Annotated in this window: 17 protein-coding genes; 16 read left to right on the top strand and 1 reads right to left on the bottom strand. The window is 38.8% G+C overall.

The annotated features are described in order from the left end of the window. The 9 genes from AC52RT_RS08955 to AC52RT_RS08915 form a co-directional block, all read left to right on the top strand. The coding region (locus AC52RT_RS08955; RefSeq protein WP_495540416.1) for a TerD family protein at positions 1 to 256 on the top strand (256 nt) is incomplete at its 5' end. Positions 257 to 281: 25 nt separating this feature from the next. Continuing rightward, positions 282 to 863 (top strand): TerD family protein, encoded by a 582-nt coding sequence (locus AC52RT_RS08950; RefSeq protein WP_040374422.1) that lies wholly within the window; start codon positions 282 to 284, stop codon positions 861 to 863. A gap of 49 nt (positions 864 to 912) precedes the next feature. Continuing rightward, on the top strand, positions 913 to 1,491 hold the full coding sequence (locus AC52RT_RS08945) for a TerD family protein (RefSeq protein WP_495540415.1): 579 nt from the start codon (positions 913 to 915) through the stop codon (positions 1,489 to 1,491). A gap of 93 nt (positions 1,492 to 1,584) precedes the next feature. Next, entirely contained in the window at positions 1,585 to 2,361 is a 777-nt protein-coding gene (locus AC52RT_RS08940; protein ID WP_495540414.1) for a TerC family protein, read from the top strand. Between the two features lie 105 nt (positions 2,362 to 2,466). Beyond that, positions 2,467 to 3,663, top strand: a complete 1,197-nt coding sequence (locus tag AC52RT_RS08935; RefSeq protein WP_495540413.1) for an HpcH/HpaI aldolase/citrate lyase family protein — start codon at positions 2,467 to 2,469, stop codon at positions 3,661 to 3,663. Continuing rightward, positions 3,608 to 5,068, top strand: a complete 1,461-nt coding sequence (locus AC52RT_RS08930; RefSeq protein ID WP_495540412.1) for a phosphoribosyltransferase family protein — start codon at positions 3,608 to 3,610, stop codon at positions 5,066 to 5,068. Before AC52RT_RS08935 ends, AC52RT_RS08930 begins: the two co-directional genes overlap by 56 nt. Then, complete coding sequence (locus AC52RT_RS08925) at positions 5,016 to 6,131, top strand: cysteine protease StiP family protein (protein ID WP_495540411.1); 1,116 nt, start codon at positions 5,016 to 5,018, stop codon at positions 6,129 to 6,131. The genes AC52RT_RS08930 and AC52RT_RS08925 overlap by 53 nt, the downstream gene beginning before the upstream one ends. A 7-nt stretch (positions 6,132 to 6,138) precedes the next feature. Next, positions 6,139 to 6,960 (top strand): HAD family hydrolase, encoded by an 822-nt coding sequence (locus tag AC52RT_RS08920; protein ID WP_495540410.1) that lies wholly within the window; start codon positions 6,139 to 6,141, stop codon positions 6,958 to 6,960. 41 nt (positions 6,961 to 7,001) lie between these two features. Next, positions 7,002 to 7,244 (top strand): helix-turn-helix domain-containing protein, encoded by a 243-nt coding sequence (locus AC52RT_RS08915; protein ID WP_495540409.1) that lies wholly within the window; start codon positions 7,002 to 7,004, stop codon positions 7,242 to 7,244. A 57-nt stretch (positions 7,245 to 7,301) separates the two neighbouring features. On the opposite strand, the gene AC52RT_RS08910 is transcribed toward AC52RT_RS08915, so the two are convergent. Continuing rightward, positions 7,302 to 8,678 carry a TerD family protein gene (locus AC52RT_RS08910; RefSeq protein ID WP_495540408.1) on the bottom strand — a complete coding sequence of 459 codons (1,377 nt, stop codon included), beginning with the start codon at positions 8,676 to 8,678 and terminating at the stop codon, positions 7,302 to 7,304. 371 nt (positions 8,679 to 9,049) lie between these two features. On the opposite strand from AC52RT_RS08910, the gene AC52RT_RS08905 reads away from it, so the two are divergent. From AC52RT_RS08905 to AC52RT_RS08875, 7 genes are all read left to right on the top strand, one after another. Continuing rightward, a complete protein-coding gene (locus AC52RT_RS08905) occupies positions 9,050 to 10,264 on the top strand; it encodes an ammonium transporter (protein WP_495540407.1) in 1,215 nt (404 codons plus the stop codon). Positions 10,265 to 10,282: 18 nt separating this feature from the next. Beyond that, a complete protein-coding gene (locus tag AC52RT_RS08900) occupies positions 10,283 to 10,648 on the top strand; it encodes a P-II family nitrogen regulator (protein ID WP_475727409.1) in 366 nt (121 codons plus the stop codon). 22 nt (positions 10,649 to 10,670) lie between these two features. After that, complete coding sequence (locus AC52RT_RS08895) at positions 10,671 to 10,832, top strand: hypothetical protein (protein ID WP_495540406.1); 162 nt, start codon at positions 10,671 to 10,673, stop codon at positions 10,830 to 10,832. A 258-nt stretch (positions 10,833 to 11,090) separates the two neighbouring features. After that, positions 11,091 to 11,741: a LytTR family DNA-binding domain-containing protein gene (locus AC52RT_RS08890; RefSeq protein ID WP_495540405.1), complete on the top strand. Its 651-nt coding sequence runs from the start codon at positions 11,091 to 11,093 to the stop codon at positions 11,739 to 11,741. 129 nt (positions 11,742 to 11,870) lie between these two features. Further along, a complete protein-coding gene (gene scpC, locus AC52RT_RS08885; RefSeq protein WP_495540404.1) occupies positions 11,871 to 13,403 on the top strand; it encodes a succinyl-CoA:acetate CoA-transferase ScpC in 1,533 nt (510 codons plus the stop codon). Positions 13,404 to 13,524: 121 nt separating this feature from the next. Beyond that, entirely contained in the window at positions 13,525 to 14,097 is a 573-nt protein-coding gene (locus AC52RT_RS08880) for a TetR/AcrR family transcriptional regulator (protein WP_495540403.1), read from the top strand. Between the two features lie 56 nt (positions 14,098 to 14,153). Then, positions 14,154 to 14,301, top strand: a 148-nt coding sequence (locus AC52RT_RS08875) for an SDR family NAD(P)-dependent oxidoreductase (RefSeq protein WP_495540417.1), incomplete at its 3' end; no start/stop codon positions are given.

The following is a 14,301-nucleotide window of genomic DNA, read 5'->3' as shown; positions in this document are numbered from 1 at the left end:
TGTCTTCGTTGTCAACATCTATTCTTGTGTAACAAGAAAACAAGATTTTGGTATGATTCAAAATGCTTTTATTCGTCTAGTTGATAATTCTAATAACGAAGAATTGATTCACTTCAATTTAACAGAAAACTATTCTGGTTTGACTTCTTTATTTGTAGGTGAAATTTACCGTCATAATGGTGAATGGAAATTCAACGCAATTGGAGACGGAACAAAAGATACATCCATCTCGGAAATAGCAAATAAATACGTATAAATAAAAAAAAGTGAGGTAATGTAAAATGGCAATTTCTTTAAGTAAAGGACAAAAAGTAGACTTAACTAAATCAAATCCTGGTTTGAAAAATCTTGTTGTCGGCCTCGGCTGGGACACGAATAAGTATGATGGCGGAAATGACTTTGACTTAGATTCATCCGTATTTCTTCTAAATGCATCAGGTAAAGTTGCTTCTGAAAAAGATTTTGTTTTCTTTAATAATCTTCAAGGTGGTAATGGTTCTGTTGTTCATACGGGTGATAACCTTACTGGCGCAGGCGACGGAGACGATGAGCAAATCAAAATTGATTTAAGTAAAGTTCCTGCTGAAGTTGAAAAAATTGCATTTACTATTACTATTCATGATGCTGACGCACGCAGCCAAAACTTCGGTCAAGTATCCAATGCATTTGTCCGTGTAGTGAATGAACAAAGTAATGAAGAATTAATTCGTTACGATCTTGGCGAAGATTTCTCTATTGAAACAGCTGTAGTTGTAGCTGAATTATACCGTCATGGCGGCGAATGGAAATTCAATGCTATTGGAAGCGGATATCAAGGTGGACTAGCTTCACTAGTTAATGATTATGGTCTATCAGCAGGCTGAGTATGGTATTCAACGAGACACACACTTTTTAGTTGAGAGGATGAGTTGAATGACTATTTCTTTAGCAAAAGGCCAGAGAATTGATTTAACTAAAACAAATCCAGGACTAACAAAGGCCATAATTGGTTTAGGCTGGGATACAAATCGATACTCAGGCGGTTATGATTTTGACCTTGATGCATCTGCTTTTTTAGTCGATGAAAAGAATGTTTGTACGCAAGATTTAGACTTTATTTTCTATAATAATTTACAAGATCCTAGCGGCGCAGTTGTGCATACGGGAGATAACCGGACTGGTGAAGGGGATGGAGATGACGAGCAGATTGTAATTGATTTCTCTAAAGTACCTTCTTCTACCCATAAGGTTGCGATTACGGTAACCATTCATGATGCCGACCAACGAAGCCAGAATTTTGGCCAAGTATCCAATGCGTTTGTTCGCGTAGTGAATGCAGATAATAATGAAGAAGTATTGCGCTATGATTTAGGCGAAGACTTCTCCATCGAAACGGCTGTAGTCATTTGTGAATTATATCGCCACGGTACAGAGTGGAAATTCAATGCCATTGGCAGCGGTTTTTCAGGCGGTCTTGGCGCCCTTTGCCGTAACTACGGCTTAAGCGTTTAAGAAGTAATTAGTTAAATAAATATTGGTGATACGGTTTGCCTCCCCATAAAGGAGAAAAAGCCCGAAGCATGCAAAAACTAAAGGAGATTTTACATGGACTTTTTTTCAGGAGTGATGGAAACATACGGAAAGTTCTTTTCGTGGGAGGCAATCCAACAAGTAATTACGGATCCTTCTGCTTGGGCAGTTATTGGTACATTAATCGTATTGGAAGGGTTGCTTTCAGCAGATAATGCCCTTGTCTTGGCGGTTATGGTTAAGCCTCTTCCAAAAGAACAACAGAAAAAGGCGTTATTTTATGGGATTATCGGAGCCTATGTATTCAGATTTATCGCTATTGGCGTCGGGGTCTGGCTCATACAAATTTGGTGGATCAAAATTGCCGGTGGTGGATATCTTCTATGGCTTGCAATCAGTCACTTCCTTAAAAAGCGAAGAGAGAGTGCAGCAGAAGATAATGAAGATGAAGAAAAAGCTCTTAGTAAACAAGGTATATTTATTAGATTATTCGGTAACTTCTGGGGTACAGTTGCAGCAGTTGAAGTCATGGATATTGCATTCTCGATTGACTCAGTTATCGCAGCGTTTGGTGTAAGTGATCAAATTTGGGTTCTTTTCCTAGGTGGACTGCTTGGAGTATTAATGATGCGTGGTGTTGCTCAAATATTCCTGACACTTATTGAAAAGATTCCAGAACTTGAAGCGACAGCGTTTATCTTAATTGCAATTATTGGTATTAAGATGGTTATGAGCCATTGGTACCATGTAGGTGAATTCGTATTCTTCAGCGTGCTAGTGGGGGTATTCTTGATTACTTTCCTTATTCATAAGTTTAATGTCCGCAGAGCAAGTGAAGCTTCAAATGAATAAATGAAACGAAAAGGGTGAACACATTTGTGTTTTCCCTTTCGTTTTATTTTAAAGACTTATCCAGCTGCAGTCGCGTGTGTGTCAAAGAGTAAAGGAGATTAATTTATGAGGCATTTTAATTACTTAACCGAGGAAAGTGTTGAAAATATTTTTTATCGGGAACCGATGAATTTTACGAAAGAAAGTCCGAAAGATCTGTTGGCATTATCACTAGGTGCTTCCTTGTATATGCCCGGAACGAGAGCTGCAATTTGTTCTGACATCCTTACACAAAAACATGCAGGTCTAGTCTCTATGGTCTTAGATCTTGAAGATGCGGTAAGTGATAAAGAGGTTGATCATGCAGAAAGAAATGTCATTACACAGCTTCATCAACTTTCCGATAGTATTAATCTGGGGATATGTAAAAATGAAGATATTCCATTGATTTTCATTCGAGTGCGGAGCCATGTTCAGATGAAGAGTGTGGCAGCAAAACTAGGTAAGGCGATAAGTGTGTTAACTGGTTTTGTTTTTCCGAAATTCACGCATAAAAATGGTGTGGACTATTTAGATGCTCTACATGAAATCAATCAGAATTACAGTATACATCTTTATGGAATGCCCATTTTAGAATCACCCGAAGTGATTTATAAAGAATCGAGAATGACGGAGTTAATGAGTATTAAAAAGCTCCTTGATGAAAACTATAACCTCATTTTAAATGTCCGGATGGGTGCGACCGATTTCTGTGGACTGTTTGGAATTCGCAGGAGCAGCGATTACACGATTTATGATATTTCGGTCGTCAGGGATTGTATTGCTGATATGGTTAACGTTTTTGGCCGAAGTGAGAAAGAGTATATCGTATCCGGGCCAGTATGGGAGTACTTTTATAAGAGTGAGCGCGTCATGAAACCTCAGTTAAGAGAAACCCCTTTTGAAAATATATTGGGCAAAGAAGGACTGGCTATTCGGAAAGAAATGATTAATCAATACTTGGATGGACTCATTAAAGAAGTAATGATGGACAAGAATAATGGCCTGATGGGAAAAACGATTATTCATCCGACCCATATAAAACCAGTGCATGCATTTAGTGTAATTTCGTATGAAGAATACATGGATGCAGTTAGTATTTTAGAGAGTATGGAAAGTGAAGGCGGCGTATTGAAAAGCCATTTTTCTAACAAAATGAACGAAATGAAGCCTCATTATAATTGGGCGAAAAAAATTCTAAATAAGGCGAAAGTATACGGGGTGTTCCATGAACAGAACTCATACATTGATTTACTCACAGAACAAGAACTTAGCTACATTTAATATTTTAGACGCTTTATCTGTTGACGTCCAAGTGAAAGAAAATCCGTATAACCTTCCACTCGATTATCTTTTTGGAATGGCTGCACGGAAAAATAAAAAACGAGGTTTTCTATTTGTCAGCAAGATTCTCGGTAAGCATATACCGGTTGCACCCGTTACTTCTTTATTAAGCGGGGCCCTGCTTGCTATCCGTTTAATTGAAGATCTGTATAAGCAGCAAGTACCTAAACGTGATGAGATAATTGAGGCACTGCTAACTGGAAATGGTGAACAGGAACGATATCAGGAACTAATGAAACATCCATTTGAGCTCCCAGAGGAAACCTTATTTATTGGATTTGCCGAAACAGCTACTTCTTTAGGACAAAGTGTCTTTGATTTGTTCGATAATGCAGCTTATATACATACAACTAGAGAACAGGTGCAGGGATTGGAGTCAGTCATTAAGTTTGAGGAAGAACATTCCCATGCGACTGCTCAACGTTGTTTTGGGAAAGAAGAAATGTTCAAAAAAAGCGGCCCGATCGTTCTTGTTGACGATGAAATTACAACTGGGAAAACGGCCATTAACATAATCGAAGCTATTCATCGGGAATACCCTCGTGACGAATATATGGTCGTCTCATTATTAGACTGGCGATCAGAGGAAGATAAAAAGAGATATCGTGAACTTGAGCAAAGGCTAGGAATCACGGTGAAGACAGTAACGTTATTAGCTGGGGAGATTACAGTAGAAGGAACGCCTGTTGAAGAAGAAGGTTTCTATGAATATAGTCGTCCACCTGAGCCTATCTGTGCAGTTGTAGAGAAAATTCATTTGAATCAATTTAATCAGTTTAAACGAATGAAAGATTTGCATCTATCCTCGGTTACTAGTAATGGCGATGTTAACCATGTGCCGTATTCAGCTATGACAGGCCGCTTTAATGGTATCGCTTCAGATGACAGGACGGATATTAACTATTATGCCCGTAATATTGGGGAAGCATTAGGCAAAACGCGTTCTGGCGGCAGGGCTCTATGTCTTGGTACTGGAGAGTTTATGTACTTACCAATGAAAATCGCAGCCTTTATGGGAGAAAATATTTATTTTCAATCAACGACGAGAAGCCCTATTCATCGTGTTGATCAAGAAGGATATGCGGTTAGAAGTGGTTTTTCTTTCTCGTGTCCGGATGACGATAGGATAACGAATTACTTTTATAATATAGAATATGGCAGCTATGACGATATTTATTTATGTATAGAACGCAATGTTCCGGATGAGCAATTGTCATCACTGCTTGAAGCTTTACAAGAGGTCGGAGCCAAACGTATATTTGTTGTTATCATGAACGAGGGGGATATGTTCAATGACGGTCAAAAACAATTATCAGCTAACGCCTATGGGAAGTTACCCGGCTGAAGATGTAACATTTCTTTTAAAAGACTTAAGTGATGTAATGGAAGAAAGAGGAACAGAAGATCGGGAAGAAGCAATCCAATCAGGTGTTCATTATTCGGAAATGCTTCCAATCGAATATAAACCGACGCCTGAGTATATGGAGGTTTACCGTCATTCATTAGAAGAATATGCCGATAAATTAGCGATTGCAGTTGGTGTCGTTGCTGAAGAAATTGTGAATAAAAAGGGCAGAGATTTAGTCCTTGTATCTCTGGCTAGAGCAGGAACACCGATAGGTATTTTAATAAAGAAATATCTATCATTCGCTTTTCAAATGAATGTGCCTCACTATAGTGTATCAATTATTCGTGGAAAAGGGATTGATGAACAGGCCATGCGCTATATACTGGAAAATCATCCTGACAAAGACATTCAATTTATTGATGGCTGGACCGGTAAGGGGGCTATCACTCATGAATTGACCAAAGCATGTAAACAGTTAAATGAGAAGTATGGTGTTACAGTAGATGATAGTCTTGCCGTATTGGCAGATCCGGGATATTGTGTGGATATCTATGGAACCCGGGAAGACTTTTTAATACCAAGTGCTTGTCTAAACTCGACAGTATCTGGTCTTGTGAGCCGAACTGTTCATAACACCAAGTTCATTAAACCTTATGATTTCCATGGTGCTAAGTATTATCAGCATCTCGAAGGGGAAGACGTTTCTAATGACTTTATACAGCGAGTGACCTCGGAATATCCTAAAGTAGAACAAGGGATTCAGGAACAGCTTAACAAAATAAGAATTGAACATACTGAGCCAAGCTGGGTTGGGTTGGAAAATATTAAACAAATACAACAAGAATTTTCAATTCCTGACATCAATCATATTAAGCCTGGAGTTGGAGAAACGACTAGAGTTTTGCTCCGAAGGGTTCCTTGGAAAATTCTTGTCCAAGATAAAAATGATCCACGCTTAAAACATATAATGCTATTAGCTAAGGACCGCTCTGTACCTATTGAAGAATATAAGAATATGTCTTATACTTGCTGCGGATTAATTAAGACAATAAGGAGCTAAACGACATATGATATTTGCCAGCGATCTAGATCAAACCATGATCTATTCAAAACGAGCTTTTCGGCTAAAAGAAGGAACCATTGAACCTCCTATTCGTTTAATCGAAACCTATGAAGGCCGTGAAATTTCGTTTATGACTAGTGCGGCAATTGAATTGCTAAAAGAAGTACATGAAAAAATGACTTTTTTACCAGTAACGACCCGTACGATTAAACAATTTCAACGAATTACGTTGTTTCAAGAAGAAATTATTCCTGATATGGCCGTGACGAGTAACGGAGGGAATATTCTTGTAAAAGGCCAAGCAGATCAGGACTGGCAGCGATTAATTAGGCGCAAGATGAAAGAAAGCTCTATGTCACCGGAAGACTTAAAAATGCAGTTTAGTGAACTTGCTCATGATAATTGGATTCTTTCGGAGCGTACTGCCGATGAGTTATTTCATTATTATATAATTGATCAGGCAGCGGCGCCGCTTGAAGAGTTGAAGGATTTTGAGAAAGCAGCAGCAGTAGCAGGATGGAAAATGTCTCTTCAAGGACGGAAGCTCTACTTTGTGCCGATGCCAGTGAATAAATGGGATGCCGTTGCGCACATTAAAGAGAAAATGGGGAAGACGTTTGTTGCTGCAGCTGGAGATTCTCTTCTCGATTTATGTATGCTTGAGGTTGCTGACCTTCCTATTGCCCCTCTGCACGGAGAGTTAAATGAGGCTGCACTTGGCAACACTATACTACGAACCGAGAACCGTGGTCTGCTGGCTGCAGAAGATATCCTAAAGCAGGTGTTAGCAGCTTATGAGAAGAATAAAAACATATCTGCATCTTAATGATTTATTGATAAACTATATTACAGAGGAAGGTGACTTCTGTGATTAATTTATTTAAACAACAGCCTAACTTAGATGATAAAAATATACTTAGTTCAAGCGATGCTTGTTCAGAATGGGGAATAGAAGCTTCTACGCTGCGTAAGCGTATTGGTGATTTTCCCTATGGAACGATTCGTAAATTCGGCACATCCTGGGTCGTCACCAGAGAAGGGATGTACGCGGTATTCGGAGAAAAACGAATCAATAGAAGTTATTTTAGCTGGAAATCAAAAAGAGAGTAAGCAGAAAAAAGATTGTAGAGGATTCCTCTACAATCTTTTTTTTAGTCATAGAGAGTATCAAGAAAGAAACTCATCTGGATTTAATCCTAGTTCAAAGCAAATCTCTCGAACCACACGTTGTTCGTTTGGATCGAAATTACCGTCTGCGTAACCAATGGCAATACAATATCGGGCAACAAGCCGCGCAACTTCAGGTTTAGTTTTAATTCTTCCAAGTGCTTTAAAAGCGTCTGCTCGTCCAATAATTTGATCTCTTTCAATCTTCTGTACAAAGAGATTAAATTGAGAAAGGACTTTTTGGTTATCAAATACGCGTAATTCTTCACTTTGAGTGACGAATTCAGTCATTTTTTGACGTTCAGAAGCGTCGAGTTGTCCATCAGCCATTGCCACTAGTGCGCATGCGGCAACAACAGCGTCCATAGTATCTTGGCTCTTGAAACGGGTAAAGACCTCTTGAGCTTTTCGTTTTTGCTGCACAGCCCATTCTGTATAATCTGTTTGAGATGGAGACCATTTATTTCCACAGCTATTGCACGTGAAATTGATTTTCCCTTTTCCGATAAAACCGCCTAATAATCCGACAGGTCCAAGAATTAATCCACCGACTGCTGCTTTTCCTAAACCAAACCCTTTTTTCCCTGTAGTAACGTTAGTAGATTGGCAGCGGGTACAGCGAATTTCATCACCGCCATAAGTACCTGTTGCACCTTGAGTGTTCGTTAACGTTTGGGGAGGAACTGAATTAAACGCGGCAGGCGGGTTATAATTCTGGCTAGGATGTTGGAAGTTCGAATGCTGTTGAGTTGGCTGCTGAAAATTCTGCTGCTGAATTGGAGGAGGTGTTGGTGCTGGTGCATCATCAACCGTCACACCGAAATTGCGGCATAAGGCATTTAGGCCTCCTTGGAATCCACTGGCGATGGCATTAAATTTCCATTCGCCATTATGTCGATAGAGTTCAGCAGCTACGATGGCTGTTTCAACAGTGAAGTCTTGTCCAAGATTAAATCGAATGAGTTCTTCGTTTGTTTCCGCATTGACCACTCTGACATAAGCATTAGACACTTGTCCGAAATTTTGATTTTTTAAATGTGCATCATGAATAGTAATGGAAAAGGCTATTCGCTGAATTTGGGCTGGTACTTGTCCAACATTTATTCGAATCTGTTCGTCATCATTAGCCCCTGCACCTGTACGATTATCTCCACTGTACTGGATGGATCCATTTCCGCCAGAGGGATTGTTATAGAATACAAAGTCAAGGTCACTTTGGACTTTTCCATCAACACCTGTTAAGAAAGCGGATGCATCTAGATCATAACTACCACCAAACTGATTAACATCCCATCCTAGTCCTACAATTACACTTTGTAATCCTGGATGTGACTTGGTAAGGTCTACTTTTTGACCTTTGCTAAGGGTAACCCCCATAAATATTCACTCCTTACTAAATTTAAATAGGAATTTAGATCCACTTGCAGGTAACAAACATAAGTGGATTAAATCCTGTTGATATCCTTATTGTACCTGATTTTCAGGTCCTTGTAATTTATTTGTACTAGCAAATTTCTTTTGCAGTCATGCGGTTGTAGTACCCCACTCCGACATAAATGGCAGCTCCGTTATAATAGGTTATGCCATGGGTAATTACGATACTTTGTCACTAGTTATGTTAGGTTATCTGACTAATAAATAAAATATTCTAAAAATTCGTTGATTTTTTAGTCCTTTCGGTATATGATAATAAACATCACATATTAATGTTATATAAACTAACATGTAGAAAAGAGGGGGATGGGTTTATGCAAGCAGCAGATACGGTATTTATGTTTTTGGCAACAATGATGGTTTGGATTATGACACCAGGAATTGCACTTTTTTATGGGGGAATGGTAAAAAGTAAAAATGTCTTGAATACGGCTATGCATAGTTTTATGCCGATGGCGGTGATATCAATTCTGTGGGTGCTTGTGGGATACTCCTTATCTTTTTCACCGGGCAACTCATTTATTGGAGGATTTGAATGGATGGGTCTTAATAATGTAGGGTTTGAACCAGGACCTTATAGTGAGACAATTCCACATAATTTATTCATGTTATTCCAAATGACTTTTGCGGTTTTAACAGTTTCCATTATTGCAGGCGGAATCGCTGAACGTATGAAGTTTTCGGCATTCTTACTTTTCACAATCTTATGGTCGTTACTTGTTTATGCTCCAATTGCTCACTGGGTTTGGGGAGGCGGCTGGTTAGCTCAACTGGGTGCTTTAGATTTTGCGGGAGGAAACGTGGTTCATATTTCTTCTGGTGTAGCGGGTCTTGTATTAGCGATCATGCTTGGGAAACGGAAAGGTAAATCGGAAAGTGCGCCGCATAATCTGCCTTTAACATTTCTTGGAGCAGCGCTAATCTGGTTTGGGTGGTATGGATTTAACGTTGGAAGTGCTCTTTCTATTAATGAAGTCGCAATGAATGTTTTTGTTAATACAGCGGTCGCAGCAGCAGCCGGTATCATTGGATGGTTGTTAGTTGAATATATTGTAAACAAAAAGCCAACGATGTTAGGTGCGCTATCTGGGGCAATTGCGGGTCTTGTAGCGATAACGCCAGCATGTGGATTCGTGACCACACCATCATCCATTCTAATTGGAGGTATCGGTGGGGCGGTTTGTTTCTGGGGCGTTTCCTATCTGAAAAGCAAGCTTGGTTATGACGATGCATTAGATGCTTTTGGGCTGCACGGGATCGGCGGAACGTGGGGCGGTATCGCAACAGGCTTATTCGCTACAACTAAAGTAAATGAAGCAGGAGCAGATGGTTTATTCGCAGGAGATTTCAATTTACTTTGGAAACAGCTTGTTGCTATTATTGCTACTTATATTTTCGTTGCTGTACTAACCTTTGTTATAGCTAAGCTGGTTGGTTTTGTAACCTCTCTACGGGTTAATGAAGAAGATGAAACAATGGGCTTAGATCTAACGCTTCATGGTGAAAAAGCATATCACGAATCATTATAGACGATAAGGGGTGCTCGTATGGGAGAGGTACTAACGAAAATTGAGATTATCACAAAAACAGATAAGTTTGATGCCTTCAAACAAGAAATGGCGAAAATAGGCGTTAGTGGAATTACCGTATCAAATGTTTTAGGTACAGGGCTGCAAAAGGGTTATGTAGAAACTTATCGAGGGGTAAAACGTGAAATTACTTTACACGATAGGCTTAAAATAGAAATTGTTGTATGTGAGGTACCTGTTGCTGATGTGGTGAGTATTGCCAGTAAGCTATTCAAAACAGGAAAACCGGGAGACGGCAAGATCTTTATTTATGAATTAGGGAATGTAATAAATATTAGAACGGGTTCAGAAGGACATGCTGCACTTAAAAATGAACCTGTATAAAGTAAGAGGAGGAAAATAAAAAATGGGGAAGCTGGCACAAATGGTATGGGCAAAAAAGGAAGAAATCATTAACATATTGATTTTGGAGAATGTCTATCAGCCGGTCGACCGATCTTTTTTATCTAACCTTCCATTAGCAAATTTAGAAAAATTGCAGAGTGAAAAGGCAAATAAAATTAAATAGCTATCATAAAAACCGCTTTCCTCTTAGGTAGGTGGTTTTTATTGTTATAGTATAAGAAGGGAATTAGTAAATATCGAATAAGCAGTCTGGAATTAGAGGATTTTTTCATTATGTAAACATTTTTCTATGTCAAACACTGTAGAAATTAGGTAGAATAGTGTTGAGCTTTAGAAATGCGACGTGGTTTTTCCTCTACCACCCTTTAAAAAGCAGCGAGATATACGAAACGAAATTATAAATCAGGGGTGTATTACACAAATGGATCGATTTACAGTTTCTTCTGTTATGAATGTTATCGGGGATTTCTTTCCCAAAGAAACTTCGATTGCGGTTTCTAATGACAGAGAATTTATATATTATCAGCCAAGTAAAAAAGTAGACTTGGGAATTAGACCAGGAGACAATATAAAAGAAGATACTGTTACGTATAAAGCATTAGCCGCACAGCAAAAGGTGGCTGAGTTTGTTGAACATAATGCATTTGGTACTCCGTATTACGGTATGTCGGTACCAATTTTCGAAGGCGTTTCTCCAAAGGGCTGTGTAACGGCCATTATGCCTTCCAAACCATATCTTCTTTCAAGTACGTTTCTTACGATTAAAACAGATGAGTCTTGGGTTCCTGTGCCTTTTGAAGAAATCATTTTTCTAGAAGCGCAAAACAGAAAAACAAGGATTCAATCTGGAAGAGGAAAAGGTTCACATAAGCTTAATTTAAGTGAACTGGAACTCATTCTCCCAACTGAACAATTTATTCGAGTTCATCGTTCGTATATTGTTAATGTGGATTTTATTGCTGAAATTTTACCTGATTTTCACTCAACCTTCTTACTGATTATGAAAAATCAGACGAAGATACAAGTTAGCCAGACATACGCCAGCCATTTTCGGAGGGCGTTAGGATTTTAAATGAAATTTGTTGATTATGTATGGAATATTCTTCTTTATCCCTCATTTAAGGCTTTTCATTCATTTTCGAATGTCTAATTGTGACGAAATGGTTACAATTATAAGAAAAAGCGAATGGGGGAACGTTATATGAACGAAAGCGTTTACAATTTAGTGCGGAATGAATATCTTCAAGATAAAATTGTTACTGCGGAAGAAGCAGCTTTATGGATAGAGCATAGCATGACCTTAGGTTTAAGTGGATTTACACGTGCTGGTGATGCAAAGGCTATTCCAATGGCTCTTGTTGAGCGCGCCAAACGTGAAAAAAGTCTTTTTAAAGTGAATGTTTTCACGGGGGCTTCTTTAGGTCCTGAAGTTGACCACTTTATGGCTGAAGCTGGAATCATAAATAAACGTCTTCCATTTCAAGCAGACAGCTGCATACGCAGTAAAATCAATTCAGGGGATGTAGTGTATATTGATCAGCATCTATCGCATACGGCTGAACTAATTCGCAATGAAGTTCTTGACGATATTGATTTTGCAATTATCGAAGCTCTTGCCATCACCGAAGATGGAATGATTATTCCAACAACTTCTTTAGGAAACTCGGCGATCTTCGCTCAACATGCAAAAAATATTATTATTGAATTAAACGTTTCACATTCTGGATCGTTAGAAGGAATCCATGATGTGTATTTACCTGCTAAACAAGGAGAACGTGAGCCAATCCCATTGACAAAGGTTGATGACCGCATTGGTACCGCTGGAATACCTGTAGATATTGAAAAAATAAAAGGAATCGTCGTCACCTTTCAACCTGATGCAGCATCAACAATTGTTCCTCCGGATGAAGAAACGCAAGAAATGGCGGCCCATTTACTAACCTTTCTTCGAGAAGAAATAAAAGCTGGCCGATTGACAGAAAAACTGGCTCCACTTCAATCCGGAATAGGTTCAGTTGCTAATGCTGTATTCCACGGATTTTTAGATTCAGAATTTAATGATTTAGAAGTTTATTCAGAGGTCTTGCAGGACGCTGTATTTGATTTAATGGATGCGGGAAAGGTAAGATTTGCCTCAGGATGCTCCATTACCTTGTCTGAGGAAAAAGGACATCAGGTTTATCAAAACCTTGATCAATACCGAGATAAGCTCGTCCTGCGGCCGCAGGAAATATCAAATTCTCCTGAAATCATTCGTCGTTTAGGCTTGATTTCAATCAATACAGCAGTCGAATGTGATATTTATGGGAATGTTAATTCGACACATATTTGCGGAACAAAAATGATGAATGGAATTGGCGGCTCTGGTGACTTTGCCCGTAATGCTGGTCTGAGCATTTTTGTGACAAAATCTATCGCCAAGCATGGTGCCGTTTCAAGTATTGTTCCATTTGCCTCACATGTAGATCATACAGAGCATGATGTGGATGTAATCATAACAGAACAAGGCTATGCAGATTTGCGCGGACTTTCGCCTAGAGAGCGGGTTCATGTTATCATTAACAACTGTTCACATCCCATGTATCGTAAACAACTTCTAGCTTATTTCGAAGAAGCACTAGAAAGAGGCGGTCAAACACCGCATATTTTAGAAAAAGCTTTCTCATGGCATACGAATTTTGCTAAACATGGGACAATGCTTCAAGAAGAAGGTCAATTGACTGGAAAACACTAATAAATGTTCGGAAAAGCCACAGCAGGCGCTGTGGCTTTTTTTGTTAATAATTTTATTTGACAATAAATGGATTAATATTTAAAATATGAATTAACCAGTGGTTAATAAAAAGGAGTTTAATATGTCACCAAGAAAAGTAGTAGAAAATGAATTAACAAGAGAAATGATCTTGGATACAGCAAGAAATCTTTTTGCTGATACGGGCTATCAACATGTATCTATGAGGAAGATTGCTACCGAGTTAGGCTACTCACATGGTGCACTCTATTATCATTTTCGGAATAAAGCAGAAATTTTTTATGCCATTGTTTTGAAAGATTTTACGTTACTAGACAGAGAATTGCAGAGTGTTCTCAAAATGGAAGGAACAAAGCTTGAAAAAGGGAGGCGAATTTTGCTTGGCTTTATAAAATTTGGTATGGATCATCCTAATCATTATGAATTAATGTTTTTAACGAAAGATAAAGAAGTGAAGAGCTATTTAAAACAAGAACCGAATGAAAGCTATGAACGATTTGCTGAAACAATCCATCAGCTTACTGAGAAGAAGGCAGGTCCTAAAGAGATATGGTTTGTCCTGTTAACCGTTCATGGATTTGTAACAGTCCATAGCCGAAACGATCAAACATATGACGAAGTTAAAGGGCTGGCTGAAACACATGTGAATTTGATTTTGAAGGCAGTTTTAGCTTGATTTATCATTTTGTTTGCAATTGACCAGTGGTTAACTAAAGGGTGGGAGATGAGAGAATGAAAAAGGTCATCGTCTTAGGGGCAACTGGAGGTATGGGGAGCGCACTTGTAAATGAACTAGTTGATAAAGGAATCGCTGTTACGGCATTTGCCAGAAATAAAAACAGGTTAGAGAAAATGTTTGGTAAGCATGAACAAATACAGG

The sequence above is a fragment of the Peribacillus sp. genome (assembly GCF_059453735.1).
The sequence above is the reverse complement of the archived record's forward strand: the minus strand, read 5'-3'. Positions and strand labels throughout refer to the sequence as shown.